Consider the following 16,358-nt stretch of genomic DNA (forward strand, 5'->3'; position numbering starts at 1 on the left):
GGGCGGTGCCGCGCCTGGGGTTTCGCGCGGCACGGGACGAAGTGTAGTCACCCGGATCTATTCAGGTGATGATTTAACTTTCCATGATTCAGTCGTTTTTTTCATTATCGATGCGGGGAGCGGCGGCCAGGCTGCGCGCGCTTTGCCAGCCGCCACCGAGGGCCAGGAACAGGTCGACCTGCCGCGCGGCAACCGCGCCTGCGGAGGTCGCCAGGATCGCCTCGGCGGCGGCGAGGTCGCGCTCGGCGTCGAGCTGCGCCAGATAGGGCAAGCGCCCCGCCGCCCATAGCCGGCGCTGCTGCCGCGCGGCCTGTGCGGCGTGCTCTGCGGCGGCATGCAGGGCCGCGTGGCGTTCCAGTTCACGCCGGTAGGCCGCCAGCGCGGTCTCGGTTTCCTGCAGCGCGCGCAGCACCACGCCGTCGAAGCGCGCCAGGGCGGCATCCGCATCGGCTTCGAGGCCATGGATGCGATGCCGCACGCCATTGGTGGGCCAGCTCCAGCTCAGCAGCGGCCCCAGGCTCCAGCGCGCCGTGGGCCCGCTGCCAAGGTGGCTCAGCACGCCGGTCAGTCCGGCGCTGGCACCGATGCGGATCGATGGATACAGGTCTGCCGTGGCCACGCCGATGCGCGCGGTGGCGGCGGCGAGTTCGCGCTCGGCCTGACGCACATCGGGCCGCCGGCGCAGCAGCGCGGCGCCGTCGCCGACCGGCAGCGGCGCGCGCAGCACGGGCTCGGCCTCGCAGGCCACATCGGCCTCCGGCAGCGCCGCTGGCGCCTGGCCCAGCAACATCGCCAGCCGGTATCGCGCCGCACTGCGCGCAGCCTGCAGCGGGGGCAGGGCGGCGCGCAGCGCTTCGGTGCGGGCACGTTCGCGCGCCACCTCGGCGGGCCCGGCGCGGCCCGCTGCGTGCACGCGGCGGGTGGCATCCAGCGTGCGCTGCTGCAGCGCCAATTGTTGCGTGGCTGCGTGCAGGTCATGCGTGGCGGCGCAACCTTGCACGTAGGCGCGCACGGTCTGCGCCGCCACGGTGACGCGCACCAGGTCCAGTGTCGCCTCGCTGGCCTGCGCACCGGCCAGCGCGGCCTCGTCGGCGCGCGCCAGCTTGCCGAAGAAGTCGATCAGGTAGGAAGCGCCCAGGCCCACGTCGCCCAGGTTGAACACCGGTGGCTGGGCCTGCTGCAAGAAACTCTCCCCCGACAACTGCGCGCGCGACACGCCGGCGCCGGCGCTGCCCTGCGGCAGGTTTTCGGCTTCGACTTCGTGCAGCAGCGCCAGCGCGCGACGCAGGTTGGCGCCGGCCGCGCGGATGTCGGTGTTTGCCGCCAGCGCCTGCGTGACCAGCCGGTCGAGCCGTTCGTCGTCATAGAGGCTCCACCAGTCGTCGGGCACGGGAGCGAGCGCCACGTGCGGTGCCTGTGCTGCCTGCAACGGCCCATTGGCCGCGGCCTCGCGCACCGCCGCGCGATCGGGCACGCGATAGTCCGGTCCCACCGTGGTGCAGGCGCTCAGGCATGCGCACAGGCACGCCGCCCAGGCACGGCGCGGCCTCACGATCGCGGCCCCGCGCTGCGCGCGGCGCCCCCGTCTGCCGACGTTTCGCGCACCGCCACGGTGGCGGTTCGCCCCGACACCAGGCGCACGTCGGCGGGCACGTCTTCCAGCACGATGCGCACCGGCACGCGCTGCGCCAGCCGGACCCAGTTGAAGGTGGGATTGACGTTGGGCAGCAGGTTGGAACCCGCGCTGCGGTCGCGGTCTTCGATGCCGGCGGCGATGCTCTGCACATGGCCGCGCAGGTGGCGGGGCTCGCCCATGATATGCACGTCGACCGTGCTGCCGACATGGATGCGGTGCAGCCTGGTTTCCTCGAAATACCCTTCCACGTGGAAGGATCCGGCATCGACCATCGACAGCACCGGCCGCCCGGTCGACACGTAGTCGCCCAGGCGCGGCAGCCGGTCGTTGAGATAGCCCGCCACCGGGCTGCGCACGCTGGTGCGCTGCAGGTTCAGCCGGGCCAGCCGGACCGCGGCCTCGGCCTGCGCCAGCGCGGCCTGGCCTTGCTCCACGCGCGCACGCCCCTGTTCCGCGACTTCGGCGGCGACCACGCCGTCCAGTTCGCGGTTGCGCGCGGCTTCGCGGCGCGCCTGCGCCAGCGCGGCACGCTGGGTCGCAAGCGTTGCCTGCGCCTGCTGCAGGGCAAGCGCGTAGCGGTCACGGTCGATCTCGAACAGGACTTCGCCGCGCTCGACGTACTGGTTGTCGCGCGCCAGCACGCGCGTGACCAGCCCCGAGACATCTGGCGCCACCTGGACGATGTCGGCACGCACATGGCCGTCGCGGGTCCAGGGCGCAGCAGTGTAGTAGTCCCACAGGTGGCGCAGCACCAGCAGCGCGGCAATGGCGGCCAGCAGAGTCGGCAGCACCGGAAGCAAGGGTCGGAGTCGGAAGGTCATGATGGCAGTCCGGGCAGCGCGGCAAACACGGCGGCGACGGCGCCCAGGACGATCACATAGAGGGAAAGGTTGAACAGCGAGCGGTGCCAGATATGGCGGTAGCAGCCGAGTGCGGCGAGCACCATGCGGATTGCCGTGGCCACGGCAAAGGCGAGCACGGCCAGCACCAGCACGCCGGGGACGAACACGCCGTAGAGGTCGATTTCACTAAGCATGAGGTGCAGCGCAGCTCGTGTGGATCAGCGGGACGGGGACATGGCCAACAGCGGGAGCAGCGTGACCTGCAGCACCACCAGCGCGCCCAGCGTGCCGCGCTGGCCGGCGTGGCCGCTCGCCGCCACCGCTGCCATGGCCTCGTCCACGGCGGCGCCCAGGCCCGCCGGTGCCGGTACGCGCCGGCCCGCGCGCAGCTGGGCGCGGAAATGCCGCGCCACCGCGGCCAGCACGCGGCGCACCAGCTTGCGCGCCGGCGGCGGCAGCTCCGGCAGCGCCTGGTGCAGCGCCAGCGCGCAATAGCCGACCTGCAGCGCATGGAAGCCGTCCGCGGACAAGGGATCGCCGGCCGCGCCCAGGCGCGGCACCAGCTGGCCCAGGCGGTCCAGCATGCGCGCGCCCAGCCGCGCATCGCCATCGCTGGCGCGCATCGTGGCGGCCTGCGCCAGATCGTGCCAGCTGGCGCGCACCAGCCGCCGTGCCGCGGCGCGCGCGCCGAACGGGCGTGCCGCCACCGACCACAGCGGCGCGAACAGCATGGCCACGGCGCTGGCCAGGCAGGTATTGAAAAACGCGAGGAAGTCCGCGTCGAACACCGCCTGCACGTTGGCGAAGGCGGCGGTGTTGACCGACAGCAGCATCGCGATCAGCTGGAACCCCGGCCGCGAAATCAGCAGGCCGATGCCGAGATAGGGCAGCGCCAGCAGCGCGGCCAGCGCTTCGAAGGTGTGCGCATGCGGCACCACCAGGAACAGGTAGCCGGACGAAATCAGCAGGCAGATCGCGCTCCAGCGCACGAAGGCGCCGGCCATGCGCCGCGGCTCGTCGACCGCGGCAAAGAAGCAGCACGCGATCGAAGCCACCACCACCGCTCCCGCGCCATCCTCCCAGCCCGACAAGATCCACAGCAGCCCGGCGCAGAACACCGCCAGTCCGCTCGACACGGCGCCGAACAGCAGCATGCCGTGGTCATGGTGAAGGCCCGCGGCTTCCGTCCCGGCCTCGCCGCGCGGCAGCGGCGTGCCGGCGCGGTGGTCGCCGATGCCTTGCTGCAGGGCGCGGCATTCGCCGTACAGGGCGCAGAGGCGCTGCAACTGGTCGAGCGCCGTGGCGGCAAGGCGCTCATGCCAGCCGCCCGGGCCGGGCCCGGAAGCGCGCCCCAGGCCTGCGTGCGCGGCGGCAGGCGCGGTGGCGGCGTCGCCGGCGAGCCAGGCGGCCGTCGCCGCCAGCGCCGCGCGCAGGTCCGCGGGGATGCCGCCGGGGTGGCAGCGCAGCGCCTGCAGCACGCTGTCCAGCGACGACAGCAGCGGCATCAGCATGGTCATGCGCCGGCGCAGCGCGCGCGCATGGCGCAGTGTGTGGCTGCCTTCGGTGTCATAGGCCAGCTGGCTGATCAGCTGGTCCAGTTGCAGGATGTCGGCGGCCAGCCGGTGGCGGCTGTGGTCGGCGCGCGGGCTGCCAAGGAGGAGGTCCGAGGCCCACGCGGCGGCGTCGGCCAGCCAGGTCTCGGCACGCGCGCGCAGCGCCAGGGCGACCTTGGCCGGCAACACCACCGAGCCCACCAGTCCGGCGCAGACGATGCCGATCACGATCTCCTCGATCCGTGCCACGGCGATATCGAAGATCTGCGCCGGCTGGCTCACCGCCGGCAAGGCCACGATCGGCAGCGTGTAGGCCGCCAGCAGGCACACGTAGCTGCGCGGCGTGCGCTGCAGCAGCGACAGGTACACCAGCACGCTGATCCACAGCGCGATCGCGCCCATCAGCATGATCGGCATATTGACCAGTTGCGGCACCGTCGCCACCGCGGCGGTCGCGCCCAGCACGGTGCCGGCGACGCGATACGCCGCCTTGGACCGGGTCGCGCCGGTGAGCGGGTGCGAGACGAAGTACACCGTCGCCATGGCCCAGTACGGCCGCGCCAGGCCCAGCGCCAGCGCGATGTAGAGCGCGAGCATCGCGGCGGCGAATGCCTTCAGCGAGAACAGCCACTGTCGTGCATTCGGCCAGCTAGCCATGGAGCGGGGTCTTGTAGGGAAGTTGGGGGCGCTTGCCGCCGCCTGCCGCTCCGCGCTTCATTGGGGGCGCGGTCCGGGCCGGGGCGACATGTTGGGAGCGAAGTGTAGCCGTACCTTTCGCATTCCCTTCATGATTTAATATTGGTTTGTTCATTCGTATTCTTCATGGGGCGGCGCGTCCGTCCTTCACGCCAACATGCCCATCGATATCCGCGCGCTGCGCTATTTCGTCGAGACCGCGCGGCTGCGCAGCTTTACCCAGGCCGCCTCGTCGCTGTTCGTGACCCAGTCGACCATCAGCAAGATGGTCCGCCAGCTCGAGGATGAAGTCGGCCAGCCGCTGCTGATCCGCGAAGGCAAGAGCGTGCGCCTGACCGATGTCGGCCGCGTGGTGTACGAGCGCGGCCAGGAGGCGCTGGGCGTGGTGCACCGGCTGACGCTGGAGGTCTCCGACCTGTCGTCGCTGGGGCGGGGGCAGCTGACGGTCGGCATCCCGCCGATGGTCAACCTGTTTTTCTCGCCGGCGGTCAGCGCGTTCCGGCAGCGCTATCCCAACCTGTCACTGACGCTGGACGAGCACGGCGGCCAGGTGGTGGAGCAACTGGTGGCCAGCGGCGAGCTCGAGGTGGGCGCCACGGTGCTGCCCGGCGACAGCGGCCTGGCGCTGGAAACGCGCCAGTTCGGCCGCCATCCGATCTGGGCGGTGGGGCCGCGCAAGGCGGCCTGGGCGCGCGGGCGCACGGTGTCGCTGGCGGCGCTGCGCGACGAGCCGCTGGTGATGCTGACCGAGGATTTCTCGCTGACGCGCAAGCTGCGCCAGGCCTTCCTGGAGGCCCGCATCGAGCCGCGCGTGGTGGCGCGCAGCGGGCACTGGGATTTCCTGGCGTCGATGGCGGCGGCGGGGCTGGGCACCACCTTCCTGCCCCAGCCGCTGGCCGAGCGCCTGCAGGCCCAGGACACACTGGCCATGGCGCGCCTGACCGAACCCGCGGTCGACTGGACCATGGCCCATATCTGGTCGCCGGGACGCTACCTGTCGCACGCCGCGCGGGCGTGGCTGGCGGTGTGCGAAGAGGTGCTGGGCAACGGGCGCGCGGGCTGAGCCAGCCGGCTCACTTGCCGCGGCACTGGTCGGGCGGGATGTCGAGCAGCACCAGCGGCTTCGGCCCCGCCGCATAGTGATAACGCAGCCGGATCCCCAGCTTGCCCAGCACCGGCACATCCGGGTTGCGGCAGATGCCGCGCTCGAGGATCGGCTTGGCCGTGGCCATGAAATCACGGGTGTCGTCGCGGCCGGCATCGATGCCGGAGACCTTCAGGTGGAAATCGACGATCTTGCCGGGCCTGGCCACGCAGCCGTCAAAGCGCGTGGTGTCGTCGAGGTCGACCGGCCCCGCGCGCATCAGCTCCTGGCAGGCGAGGCGCAGTTGGCGGTCGGCGTCGCCGGTCGTCAGGCGCGTGACCCCGCGCATGCCGGTCGGCTTGCCGCGCACCGTGCCCAGCAGCAGCGTGGCAAGCTCCGACAGCGGCGGCGGCGCGGCCGCGGTGGCGGCCTGCGTGGCGGGAATGGCAAGGATCGTCGCCAGCAACGACAGCCCGAGGTGGACGGCGGGGCGGCGCCAGCGGCAGAGAGCAGGGGCGGGAACGGCGTGGACGGCGGCGGGGCAAGGGGGCATGACGCAGACAGAACGGGGCGGCGGGTGCGCTGCTACTTTAGCCCTGTGTCCTTGCCGCCGTTGTCAGGCTTTGTCCTACGTTGCAACGGCGCGCTTGCCGTGCCGGTGCCGGCATGCCAGCGGTAGAATCGCGGTTCCGCCCGACCTGCGCGCCGCCTCCATCGCCATGCCCCTGCAAATCCGCCCCGAGGTACCAGCCGATGCCGACGCCATCGCCCGGCTGACCACTGCCGCCTTCCTGAGCGCACCGCATGCCAGCCAGACCGAGGCGTTCATCGTCAATGCGCTGCGCCGGGCCGGCCAGCTGACGGTGTCGCTGGTGGCGCAGGACGGCGATGCGCTGGTCGGGCACGTTGCGGTCTCGCCGGTCGCGATATCTTCCGGCGCGCCCGCATGGCATGGACTGGGGCCGCTGTCGGTGGTGCCGCCGCGGCAGGGGCAGGGCATCGGCGCGCAACTGGTGCGCGCCGCGCTGGCGGCATTGCGCCGCCAGGGTGCGGCCGGCTGCGTAGTGCTGGGCGAGCCGGCCTACTACGGCCGCTTCGGCTTTGCCGCGCAGCCCGGACTGGTGCTGCCGGGCGTGCCGCCGGAATACTTCCAGGCGCTGGCCTTCGACGGCGCCCCTGCGGTCGGTACGGTCAGCTATCACGACGCCTTCAACGCCACCGCCTGAGGCCGGCGCTCAGAGTTCCAGCACCAACCGGCCGCCGCCGCAGGCGCGCGAGCAGCACGCCATCATGCGCTGGTTGGCGTCGCGCTCGACGCGCGTCAGCACCACGTCGCGGTGATCGACCTGGCCGGCCAGCACACGCACCTCGCACGAGCCGCACAGGCCTTCCTCGCAGTCGCTCTGGACGTCGATATTGGCGCCGCGCAGCGCGCCCAGCAGGGTCTGTCCGGCCGGCACTTCCAGCACCAGGCCGGAGTCCTTCAGCTCCACGGTAAAGGGCTGCTCCTGCGATGCATCCAGGGTGCCGAGCCGCGAGACGAAATGCTCGACCCGCAGCGCGTCTGCCGGCCATGCCGCGCAGCATTCGGCCAGCGCATCCAGCAGTCGCTGCGGGCCGCAGGCATAGATCTGGGTGTGCGGGTCGGGCTGCGCCAGCAGCTTGCCGAAGTCGGCGCGCCGGCCTTCGTCGCTGGCGTGGACCTGCAGCCGCGCACCGTGCAGCGCCTGCAGTTCGTCGAGCATGGCCATGGCCCGGCGCGAGCGCCCGCAATAGTGAAACTCGTAGTCGATGCCGAGCGCGCGGGCGCGGCGCGCCATCGCGCTCACCGGCGTCACGCCGATGCCGCCGGCAATGAAGATGGCCCGCCCGCATTGCTCGTCGAAGCGGAAATGGTTGCGCGGGCCGCGGATGCGCAGGCGGTCACCGGCGCTGACGCTGCCATGGAGCCAGGCGGAGCCGCCGCGGCTGGCGGGATCGCGCAGCACCGCGATCTCGAGCGCCGCCGCATCGTCCGGGTCGCCGCACAGCGAATACTGGCGCGACAGCCCGGTGTCGCCGCATTCCACGTCGATATGCGAGCCCGGCGCCCAGCGCGGCAGCGGCTTGCCGTCGGGCGCCACCAGCCGCAGCCGCAGCACACCGTCGGCGGCCGGCGTGGCACGCTCGACCACCACCGTGCGGGCGATGGTGTGCGCCGACGGCTCGCCGATGCGCACCGGCTGGCGCACCACCAGCAAGGCGGGGTCGCGGCGCTCCGGGTTGTGCGCGGGGTCCCACTCCACCAGCAGGTGCTCGGGGCCGCGGAACGAGGTGTTGGGCACATAGGTGAAGGTCTGCTCGGCCAGGCGCATATGTGGCAGCCGGCGCGTCAGTTCTTCCAGGAAAACCTGCATCTCCATGCGCGCCAGGTTCTTGCCCATGCACTGGTGCGAGCCGTAGCCGAAGGTCAGCTGCTCGCTGGCGTTGTCGCGGCGGATATCGAACAGGTCGGCGTCGGCGAAATGGCGCTCGTCATGGTTGGCCGACGAGGTCACGATCAGCAGCTTGCTGCCCGCCGGCAGGCGGATGCCCCCCACTTCTGCGTCGCGCGTGACCAGCCGGCGCCACGCCGCCACCGAGCCGTTATGGCGCAGGCATTCCTCGACCGCATTGGGAATCAGCGCGGGGTCTTCGCACAGCTCGCGCCACGCGTCCGGATGCTGCAGCAACAGCTTGATGGCGTTGGCCGAGGCGTTGGCGGTGGTCTCGTGCGCGGCGACGATGCCGGCCATCATCATCGAATGCAGGTAGGAGTCGGTCACCACCTCGGGCAGTTCCTTCTGCTTGCGCAGCCCGTACTGCATCCAGCCCGGGCCGGACGGGTCGGCGCGCATCTTGTCGAGGATGCGGCCGGCCAGTTGCCAGAAGTTGCCCACCGCGTGCGCCACCGCCACCTGCTCTTCCGGCTTCGGCCGGCCCCAGGTGTTGACGGTATGGGCAATGGAGTACTGGCGCAGCAGGTCCATGTCCTCCTCGGGCACGCCCAGGAAATGCAGCGCCACCGTCAGCGGCACCTCCCACAGCATCTGGTCGACCAGGTCGGCGCGGCCATCGTCGATAAAGCGGTCGACATACTCCCGCGTCAGGCGCCGCACCAGCGGCTCGTGGTGCGCCAGTTCGGCAGGCGTGAACGGCGCCATCAGCGCGCGCCGGCGCGGCATGTGGGCCGGCTCGTCCTCGTTGACCAGGGTGCGGTTCATGGCGTAGCCGTAGCTGGCCAGCACGGCGTTGGCCTCGTCGCCGGTGGGGGTGATCTTTTCCAGCGCGATCGACGGGCTGAAGGTCAGGTTGTCGCGGAAGATCGCCTTGATGTCGTGGTAGCGCGTGACCACCCAGTAGCCCAGCTGCGGGCTGTAGAACACCGGCTCCTGCTCGCGCGACCAGCGCACGTATTCGGGCGGGTCCTGCTGGTAGCCGTCGCCGAAGGGATCGAACTGCGCCGCGTTGTGGCTGACCGGGCAGCCGTTGGGTGCGGTCAGCGTGCTGTGGTCGATCGGACAGCCGCCGCGGGCGGCGCCGGGGGAGGGGATGGTCATGCTACGGACTCCTGGCAGGCATCGATGCCTGGCAAAAAGCGCTGGCCGTCCGGGCGTGCCGCAGGCCAGCCGGTGTTGCGTCCGGACTCAGTTGTCCAGCGTGATCTTCAGGTCGCGGATCAGCCTGGTCCAGCGGCCGGACTCGCTGCGCAGCAGCTCGCTGAACTGCGCCGGCGTATTGCCCACGGGCTCGACGCCGAAGTCCACCAGCCGCTTGTTGACGGCCGGCTCGCGGATGGCCGCGACCACGTCCTTGTTGAGCGCATTGATCACCTCCGGCGGAGTGCCGGCCGGCACCACCATGCCCACCAGCGCGGCGGCTTCGACGCGCGGATAGCCCAGCTCGGCGAAGGTCGGCACCTCCGGCAGCTGCGGCAGGCGGGTGGCATTGGCCACGGCCAGCGGGCGCACCTTGCCGCCCTTGATGAAGCCGGCGCCGGCGGCGTAGTCCACCATCATCGCGGCGACCTGGCCGGCGGCCACGTCCGACAGCGCGGGCGCGGCGCCGCGGTACGGCGCATGCGTCATCGGCAGGCCGGCCTCCACCTTCAGCAGCTCCATCGCCAGGTGGTGCGGGCTGCCCGCGCCGGCCGAGCCGTAGTTGATGCCGCCCTGCGTGGCCTTGGCCTGCGCGATGAATTCCTTGGCCGTCTTGGCCGGGCTGCCGGCACCGACCACCAGGATCATCGGGAAGCGGCCCAGCAGCGTCACCGGGGCCAGGTCCTTGGCAGGGCTGTAGGACAGCGACTTGTACAGCACGGGATTGAACACCAGCGTGCCGTTGTCGGCCGACAGCACGGTATAGCCGTCGGCAGCCGCGCGCGCGGTCTCGGCCGCGCCGATGGCGGTATTGCCGCCGGGCTTGTTGTCCACCACCACCGGTTGTCCCACCTTGGCCGACAGGCCCTGGCCGATGGTGCGCGCGAGGAAATCCGAGCCACCACCGGCAGCGTACGGGACGATCCAGCGGATCGGCTTGGCGGATAGGGATCGGCGGCGTGGGCGGCGTTCGCGGCCAGCATCGGCAAGGTCAGCGCGCCAAGGGACAGGCGCACGGCAAGAGCAAAGCGGGGGCGGGGCATGGTTCTTGTCTCCTGAAGGATGGACCGGGTCCTGGCCCGGGTTTTCTGATTTGCGTAAATCATATACGCATTGCGTAATGATTGAATGCGGGTTAACCTTGAACCGGCTCCCCGTCACGGTGTGGCATCGTCCGCTGTCGCCGTGAACCCCCGCATCAGTCGCATAGCTCCGTCCCGTCATGCCCCGATCCAGAAGTCCCGAACCCGTCATCGAGACCACCGCCACCCGCCCCCGCGAACGGCGCCAGCGCGTGCAGTCGGCCATCACCGGCATGGCCGTACTGAAGGGCCTGGCCCGCCTCGGCGGACGCGCCAGCCTGACCGCGCTGGCCGCGCACATCGACGAAAGCCCGGCCAAGGTGCACCGCTACCTGGTCAGCCTGGTGGAAGAAGACCTGGTGGCGCAGGAGCCGGGCACGCAGCAGTACCACCTTGGCTTCGAGGCCCTGCAGATCGGCATGGCCGCGATGCGCCAGGCCGATCCGATCCGGCTGGCCGAGGCATCGCTGGTGCGGCTGCGCGAGACCCTGGAGGTGACCTGCTTTGTCGCGGTGATGGGCAACAAGGGCCCGACCATCATGCGCTTCGAGGAGCCGGGCCTGCCGGTCACGGTGAACGTGCGCGCGGGCTCGGTGATGCCGCTGCTGTGGTCAGCCACCGGGCGCGTGTTCCTGGGCTTGCTCGATGAAAAGCAGGTGCAGGCGCAGGCCCGCGAAGAACTGGCGGCCGCCGGCCCGGCGCGGCTGGCGCAGCTCGATGCCCGCGATCCCATCGGCGCCTTGCGCCGCGCCGTGCAGGCCGATGACTGCGCCTGGGTGCGCGACACCAACCTGACCGGCATCAGCGCGGTGGCCGCGCCGGTGCGCGACTACACCGGGCGCGTGTGCGCGGTGTTGACCGCGCTGGGCGCCACCGGCGGCTTCGACCCCGCCATCGACGGGCCCATCGGCAGCGCCGTGCGGCACGAGGCGCGCGCGGTCAGCGCGGCGCTGGGGTTCAACCCCGCGGCGTGACCACTGCGGCCGACGCATCCGGGCGCAGCGCCGGGCAGGCGCTGGCCACTTCCGCGGTCACGCCACCGCGCGCAGCGCCGTCCCGCGCGGCATGGCCGCATCGGCGGCGGGCCGCAGCGACGGATAGCCCGCCGCAAACACCAGTCGCCCGCCCGACCACGTGTGCGTGACCAGCGGCTGGCCGGCCACCTCGGAGACGGCGATCACGTCGGCACGCAGTCCCGGCGCCAGGCGGCCGCGGTCGCCAAGCTGGCAGGCATCGGCGGGGTGGGCGGTGACCAGCGCCAGCGCCCGGTTCAGCGGCAGCCCGGCCTGGCGACCGGCGGCATACGCGGCGGCGATCAGGGTGGAGGGCTGGTAGTCCGAGCACAGGATGTTGCCGGCGCCCGCCCGGATCGCGTCGATGGCACGCATCGAGCCGCTCTGGCTCTTGCCCCGCAGCACGTTGGGCGCGCCCAGGATGGTTGGCAGCGCGCGCGCGCAGGCCGCCTGCGCCGTCTCCAGGTTGATCGGAAACTCGCTCATGCGCACCCCCAGCGCGTGCATCGCGGCGATGCGCTGGGGTGAATCGTCGTCATGGCTGGCGGTGGGAATGCCGAGCGCGTGCGCCGCGGCCACCAGCCGGTTGACGCGCTCGTGCGCGCCCTCCAGCGCGGCGGCCTTCTGGCGCGCGGCATCGGCGGCGGCGTCGCGGCTCATGCCGTGGTTGCCCATCATGTAGGCCAGGTAGGCGTCCAGGGTCTTGAACTGGCCCTGGCCGGGCGAGTGGTCCATCACCGAGAGCAGGTCGACCACGCCTGCGGCCATCAGCGCTTCCAGCACCGGCACGGCACCGGCGTCGGTGACCTCGTAGCGGCAGTGGATGCGGTTGTCGACCAGGCTGTGCTGGCGATAGGCGGCGATCGTGCGCACCACCGTGGCCGCGGTGTCGACGTTGCGCACGCCGAACTGGTTGCCGGCGAAAGACAGTGCGTGATAAGGCGTGGTGATGCCGGCCGCGGCATTGCGGCGGTCGACCTGCGCCACCGCGAAGTCCAGCGGGAACAGCACGCTGGCGCGTGGCTCCACCTCTTTCTCGATGGCGTCGCAATGCACGTCCACCAGGCCGGGCATCACGGTGTGGCCATGCAGTTCGACCACGGCGGCATGCGCGGGCACGGCCGCGGGTGCCGGCTCGATCGCGGCGATGCGGCCATCCTCGATCAGCAGCGCGCTGTCATGCAGCACGCGGTCCGGCAGCACCAGGGTGGCGTGGGTCAGGTAGGTCGCAGGCATGTCTTGCTCCGTTCGGGGCGTGTTCGGTTCAGGCGGGGGCGGTAGTGGTGGCCGGTTGCAGCGGCAGCAGGCGTGTGGCCACGGCATCGCGCACGGCTTCGTCGTGGAAGATGCCGATCAGCGCGCGGCCCTCGGCCAGCGCTGCGCGCATCAGCGCGACCACCACGGCGCGGTTGTCGGGGTCGAGCGAGGCGGTGGGCTCGTCCAGCAGCAGGATCGGATGGCCGCCGATCAGGCCGCGCGCGATGTTGACGCGCTGCTGCTCGCCGCCCGAGAAGGTGGCGGGCGGCAGCTCCCACAGCCGGCGCGGCAGGTTCAGCCGCGCCAGCAGTTCAGCCGCGCGGGCGCGCGCCTCGTCTGCGCCGGCGCCGCGCTGCCGCAGCGGATCGGCGACCACGTCGAGCGCGCCCACGCGCGGGATCGCGCGCAGGAACTGGCTGACATAGCCGATCACGTCGCGGCGCAGCCGCAGCACGCGCTGCTCGCTGGCGTGGCCCAGTTCGACCCACGGCGCGCCGTCGGCGCTGGTATCGCGCAGCCGGATGCTGCCTTCGGTGGCAAGGTAGTTGCCGTACAGGCAGCGCAGCAGCGTGCTCTTGCCGGTGCCGGACGGCCCGGACAGGACCAGGCATTCGCCGCGCGCGGCATCGAAATCGATCGCGCGCAAGACCGGCAGTCGGATCCCGCCCTGGTTGTGCAACGTAAACATCTTGCCGAGGCCGCGCACCTCGACCAGCTTCTGCGGTTGTTCTGCGTGCATCGTGCTCAGCCCTGCAGGATGGAAGAAACCAGCAACTGCGTGTACGGATGCTGGGGATCGTCGAGGATCTGGTCGGTCAGGCCCTGCTCGACCACGCGACCGCCCTGCATCACCAGGGTGCGGTGCGCCAGCAGCCGGGCCACGGCCAGGTCGTGCGTGACCAGCACCGCGGCCAGGCCCAGGTCCGCCACCAGGCGGCGCAGCAGGTCCAGCAGGCGGGCCTGCACCGACACATCGAGCGACGCCGTGGGCTCGTCCATGAACACCAGGCGCGGGTGCGTGACGAGGTTGCGCGCGATCTGCAGCCGCTGCTGCATGCCACCGGAAAAGGTGCCGGGCACGTCGTCCAGCCGCGCCAGGTCGATCTCCATCTTCTCCAGCCAGTTGCCCGCGACTTCGCGCAGGTTGCCGTAGTGGCGCTCGCCCACGGCCATCAGCCGTTCGGCGATATTGGCGCCGGCGCTGACCTGCATGCGCAGGCCGTCGCGCGCGTGCTGGCGCACGAAGCCCCAGTCGGTGCGCGCCAGCAGCCGCAGGCGTGCGCTGGACAAGGTGGCCAGGTCGGTCAGGCCGGATTCGCGCATGGCGTAGCTGACGCTGCCACGCTGCGCCGGCGCCCGCATCGATAGCGCCTGCAGCAGCGTGCTCTTGCCCGAGCCCGACTCGCCCACCACGCACAGCACCTCGCCGGGATACAGGTCGAAGCTGACGTCATGGCAGCCGTGCAGGCCGTCCCAGGTGCGCGTCAGGTTGCGCACCGACAGCAGCGGGGCGGCGCTCATTGCGCGCCTCCGGCAGCGGTCCTGACGGCCTGCGTCGCCTTGCGGTCGGAGCAGTACTCGGTATCCGAGCACACGAACCGGCGCGTGCCGGCGTCGTCGGTGATGATCTCGTCCAGGTAGCTGTCGGTGGCGCCGCACTGCGCACAGCAGTCGGCCCACGACTCCACCGTGAAGGGGTGGTCGGCAAAATCCATGCTCTTGACGGCGGTGTAGGGCGGCACCGCGTAGACGCGCTTTTCCCGTCCGGCGCCGAACAGCATCAGCGCCGGGCTGCGGTCCAGCTTGGGGTTGTCGAACTTGGGAATCGGCGAAGGCCGCATCATGTAGCGCTGGTTGACGATCACGGGGTAGTCGTAGGTGGTGGCGATGTGGCCATGGCGGGCGATGTCCTCGTACAGCTTGACGTGCATCGCGCCGTATTCCGCCAGCGCGTGCATGGTGCGGGTCTCGCCTTCGCTCGGCTCCAGCCAGCGCAGCGGCTCGGGAATCGGCACCTGGAACACCACGGTCTGCCCCGCGCGCAGCGGGGTCTCCGGGATCCGATGGCGGGTCTGGATAATGCTGGCCTCGGTGGTGCGCTCGGTGGTCGGCACGCCGGTGACGCGGGCGAAGAAGCGCCGGATATTGATGGCGTTGGTGGTGTCGTCCGAGCCCTGGTCGATCACCTTGAGCACGTCGTCCTTGCCGATGATCGCGGCCGTCACCTGGATGCCGCCGGTGCCCCAGCCATACGGCAGCGGCATCTCGCGGCTGCCGAACGGTACCTGGTAGCCCGGGATCGCCACCGCCTTGAGCAGAGCGCGGCGCAGCATGCGCTTGGTCGATTCGTCGAGATAGCCGAAGTTATAGTGCTCGTCGCGGGCGATGCCGGCGGCCATGGTGGTGTCGGCGGCGCTCATGCCAGCGTCTCCTCATGCGGCTGTGGCTGTGGTTGCGGGTGTGCTTGCGATGGCGTTGCCGCGCACGCGGGCATGGCGCTGTCCGGCGCCCCGGCGCCGCCGGCGCGCAGCCGTCGCAGCAACTCCAGGTTGGCCTGGAAGTCCACGTAGTGCGGCAGCTTCAGGTGCTGCACGAAACCCGAGGCCTCGACGTTGTCGCTGTGGTACAGCATGAATTCGATATCGTTGGCCGGCGCGTCGGCGGCCTCGCCCAGCGCTTCGGCGCGCATGGCGCGGTCGGCCAGCGCCATCGACATGGCCTTGCGCTCGTTGTAGCCGAACACCAGCCCGTAGCCGCGCGTAAAGCGCGGCGCCTGGTCGGCATTGCCGGCGAACTGGCTCACCATCTGGCATTCGGTCAGCTCGATCTCGCCGATGGTGACGGCGAAGCCAAGCTCTTCGACGAACAGCTCCACCTCGGCCGTGCCGTAGCGGATCTCGGCCGCGAACGGGTGCGAATTGCCGTACCCGCGCTGGGTCGAGTAGCCCATCGACAGCAGGAAGCCCTCGTCGGCGCGCGCCAGGTTCTGCAAGCGCGCGGCGCGGCCGGCGGGGAAGCTCAGGGGCTCGCGCGTGAGGTCGGGGGGCGCGGGGTCGCCGGCGGGAACCTCGTCGGCTTCGACCAGCTGGTCCGCTTCCAGCAGGCTGGTTACGCGCGGCATGGTGGCGACCAGCGGTTCCTGCGCCGCCGCCACGGGCTGCGGCGCGCGGCCGGTTTCGAGCGAGAAATCCAGCAGCCGCTGCGTGTAGTCATAGGTGGGGCCCAGCACCTGGCCGCCCGGCACGTCCTTGTAGGTCGATGAGATCCGGCGCTGCAGGCGCATCGCGCCGGTATCGAGCGGCTGCGTATAGCCGAAGCGCGCCAGCGTGGTGCGGTACGCGCGCAGCAGGAAGATCGCCTCGATCTGGTCGCCGGCGGCCTGCTTGAGCGCCAGCGCGGCCAGGTGGGGGTCGTACAGCGAGCCTTCGGCCATCACGCGCGCCACCGCCAGCGGCATCTGCTCGCGGATCTGTGCCAGCGTCAGCTCCGGCACCGCGATGTCGCCGCGGCGATAGGCATCGAGCATCCGGTAAGAGTTCAGGATGGCGCGCTCGCCTCCCTTGACGGCTACGTACATG

General features: G+C 71.2%; 14 protein-coding genes and 1 pseudogene. 3 read left to right on the forward strand and 12 right to left on the reverse strand.

All coding sequences use genetic code 11. From position 1 onward, the window contains the following. Positions 1-88: 88 nt before the first annotated feature. Genes CBM2586_RS22975 through CBM2586_RS22990 form a run of 4 tightly spaced genes read right to left on the reverse strand, consistent with a single transcriptional unit; the run spans position 89 to position 4,688 of the window. Positions 89-1,552: an efflux transporter outer membrane subunit gene (locus CBM2586_RS22975; protein ID WP_115689979.1), complete on the reverse strand. Its 1,464-nt coding sequence runs from the start codon at positions 1,550-1,552 to the stop codon at positions 89-91. Next, the gene (locus CBM2586_RS22980; protein ID WP_115664505.1) at positions 1,549-2,457 is read right to left on the reverse strand and encodes an efflux RND transporter periplasmic adaptor subunit; all 909 of its coding nucleotides are present in this window, start codon (positions 2,455-2,457) and stop codon (positions 1,549-1,551) included. Before CBM2586_RS22980 ends, CBM2586_RS22975 begins: the two co-directional genes overlap by 4 nt. Continuing rightward, positions 2,454-2,672 (reverse strand): DUF1656 domain-containing protein, encoded by a 219-nt coding sequence (locus CBM2586_RS22985; RefSeq protein WP_115689981.1) that lies wholly within the window; start codon positions 2,670-2,672, stop codon positions 2,454-2,456. The genes CBM2586_RS22980 and CBM2586_RS22985 overlap by 4 nt, the downstream gene beginning before the upstream one ends. Before the next feature lie 24 nt (positions 2,673-2,696). Next, a complete protein-coding gene (locus CBM2586_RS22990) occupies positions 2,697-4,688 on the reverse strand; it encodes an FUSC family protein (protein WP_115689983.1) in 1,992 nt (663 codons plus the stop codon). 196 nt (positions 4,689-4,884) lie between these two features. On the opposite strand from CBM2586_RS22990, the gene CBM2586_RS22995 reads away from it, so the two are divergent. Next, positions 4,885-5,790: a LysR family transcriptional regulator gene (locus tag CBM2586_RS22995; protein WP_115664503.1), complete on the forward strand. Its 906-nt coding sequence runs from the start codon at positions 4,885-4,887 to the stop codon at positions 5,788-5,790. Between the two features lie 10 nt (positions 5,791-5,800). Here CBM2586_RS22995 and CBM2586_RS23000 read toward each other — a convergent pair whose 3' ends face one another. Beyond that, complete coding sequence (locus CBM2586_RS23000) at positions 5,801-6,364, reverse strand: hypothetical protein (protein WP_115664502.1); 564 nt, start codon at positions 6,362-6,364, stop codon at positions 5,801-5,803. Positions 6,365-6,530: 166 nt separating this feature from the next. Here CBM2586_RS23000 and CBM2586_RS23005 point away from each other — a divergent pair, with 166 nt between their 5' ends. Then, positions 6,531-7,037, forward strand: a complete 507-nt coding sequence (locus CBM2586_RS23005) for a GNAT family N-acetyltransferase (RefSeq protein ID WP_115664500.1) — start codon at positions 6,531-6,533, stop codon at positions 7,035-7,037. Positions 7,038-7,046: 9 nt separating this feature from the next. On the opposite strand, the gene CBM2586_RS23010 is transcribed toward CBM2586_RS23005, so the two are convergent. Then, positions 7,047-9,389 (reverse strand): cytochrome P450/oxidoreductase, encoded by a 2,343-nt coding sequence (locus tag CBM2586_RS23010; RefSeq protein ID WP_115689985.1) that lies wholly within the window; start codon positions 9,387-9,389, stop codon positions 7,047-7,049. 87 nt (positions 9,390-9,476) lie between these two features. Then, a pseudogene (locus CBM2586_RS23015) lies at positions 9,477-10,471 on the reverse strand (Bug family tripartite tricarboxylate transporter substrate binding protein). Positions 10,472-10,650: 179 nt separating this feature from the next. Between CBM2586_RS23015 and CBM2586_RS23020 the strand changes: the two are divergent. Further along, positions 10,651-11,484 carry an IclR family transcriptional regulator gene (locus CBM2586_RS23020; protein ID WP_115689987.1) on the forward strand — a complete coding sequence of 278 codons (834 nt, stop codon included), beginning with the start codon at positions 10,651-10,653 and terminating at the stop codon, positions 11,482-11,484. Between the two features lie 57 nt (positions 11,485-11,541). Here CBM2586_RS23020 and CBM2586_RS23025 read toward each other — a convergent pair whose 3' ends face one another. From CBM2586_RS23025 to CBM2586_RS23045, 5 genes are read right to left on the reverse strand one after another with little or no spacing between them, the layout of a single operon-like run. Then, entirely contained in the window at positions 11,542-12,759 is a 1,218-nt protein-coding gene (locus CBM2586_RS23025) for an alpha-D-ribose 1-methylphosphonate 5-triphosphate diphosphatase (protein WP_115664493.1), read from the reverse strand. Positions 12,760-12,787: 28 nt separating this feature from the next. Beyond that, on the reverse strand, positions 12,788-13,519 hold the full coding sequence (gene phnL / locus CBM2586_RS23030) for a phosphonate C-P lyase system protein PhnL (RefSeq protein ID WP_115664491.1): 732 nt from the start codon (positions 13,517-13,519) through the stop codon (positions 12,788-12,790). Positions 13,520-13,524: 5 nt separating this feature from the next. Beyond that, entirely contained in the window at positions 13,525-14,301 is a 777-nt protein-coding gene (phnK, locus tag CBM2586_RS23035; protein WP_115689989.1) for a phosphonate C-P lyase system protein PhnK, read from the reverse strand. Next, positions 14,298-15,200: an alpha-D-ribose 1-methylphosphonate 5-phosphate C-P-lyase PhnJ gene (locus CBM2586_RS23040; RefSeq protein WP_115689991.1), complete on the reverse strand. Its 903-nt coding sequence runs from the start codon at positions 15,198-15,200 to the stop codon at positions 14,298-14,300. Before CBM2586_RS23040 ends, phnK begins: the two co-directional genes overlap by 4 nt. Next, entirely contained in the window at positions 15,197-16,357 is a 1,161-nt protein-coding gene (locus tag CBM2586_RS23045; RefSeq protein WP_115689993.1) for a carbon-phosphorus lyase complex subunit PhnI, read from the reverse strand. Before CBM2586_RS23045 ends, CBM2586_RS23040 begins: the two co-directional genes overlap by 4 nt. Position 16,358: the final 1 nt, after the last annotated feature.

The organism is Cupriavidus taiwanensis, assembly GCF_900250115.1.
Classification (GTDB): domain Bacteria; phylum Pseudomonadota; class Gammaproteobacteria; order Burkholderiales; family Burkholderiaceae; genus Cupriavidus; species Cupriavidus taiwanensis_B.

Excerpts from the sequence above, each read along its gene's own strand:
- CBM2586_RS23045 (WP_115689993.1), bottom strand. The coding sequence starts at position 16,357 with ATGTACGTAGCCGTCAAGGGAGGCGAGCGCGCCATCCTGAACTCTTAC.
- phnL (WP_115664491.1), bottom strand. The coding sequence starts at position 13,519 with ATGCACGCAGAACAACCGCAGAAGCTGGTCGAGGTGCGCGGCCTCGGC.
- CBM2586_RS22980 (WP_115664505.1), bottom strand. The coding sequence starts at position 2,457 with ATGACCTTCCGACTCCGACCCTTGCTTCCGGTGCTGCCGACTCTGCTG.
- phnK (WP_115689989.1), bottom strand. The coding sequence starts at position 14,301 with ATGAGCGCCGCCCCGCTGCTGTCGGTGCGCAACCTGACGCGCACCTGG.
- CBM2586_RS23020 (WP_115689987.1), top strand. The coding sequence starts at position 10,651 with ATGCCCCGATCCAGAAGTCCCGAACCCGTCATCGAGACCACCGCCACC.
- CBM2586_RS23040 (WP_115689991.1), bottom strand. The coding sequence starts at position 15,200 with ATGAGCGCCGCCGACACCACCATGGCCGCCGGCATCGCCCGCGACGAG.
- CBM2586_RS22995 (WP_115664503.1), top strand. The coding sequence starts at position 4,885 with ATGCCCATCGATATCCGCGCGCTGCGCTATTTCGTCGAGACCGCGCGG.
- CBM2586_RS23000 (WP_115664502.1), bottom strand. The coding sequence starts at position 6,364 with ATGCCCCCTTGCCCCGCCGCCGTCCACGCCGTTCCCGCCCCTGCTCTC.
- CBM2586_RS23025 (WP_115664493.1), bottom strand. The coding sequence starts at position 12,759 with ATGCCTGCGACCTACCTGACCCACGCCACCCTGGTGCTGCCGGACCGC.
- CBM2586_RS23010 (WP_115689985.1), bottom strand. The coding sequence starts at position 9,389 with ATGACCATCCCCTCCCCCGGCGCCGCCCGCGGCGGCTGTCCGATCGAC.
- CBM2586_RS22985 (WP_115689981.1), bottom strand. The coding sequence starts at position 2,672 with ATGCTTAGTGAAATCGACCTCTACGGCGTGTTCGTCCCCGGCGTGCTG.
- CBM2586_RS22990 (WP_115689983.1), bottom strand. The coding sequence starts at position 4,688 with ATGGCTAGCTGGCCGAATGCACGACAGTGGCTGTTCTCGCTGAAGGCA.
- CBM2586_RS23005 (WP_115664500.1), top strand. The coding sequence starts at position 6,531 with ATGCCCCTGCAAATCCGCCCCGAGGTACCAGCCGATGCCGACGCCATC.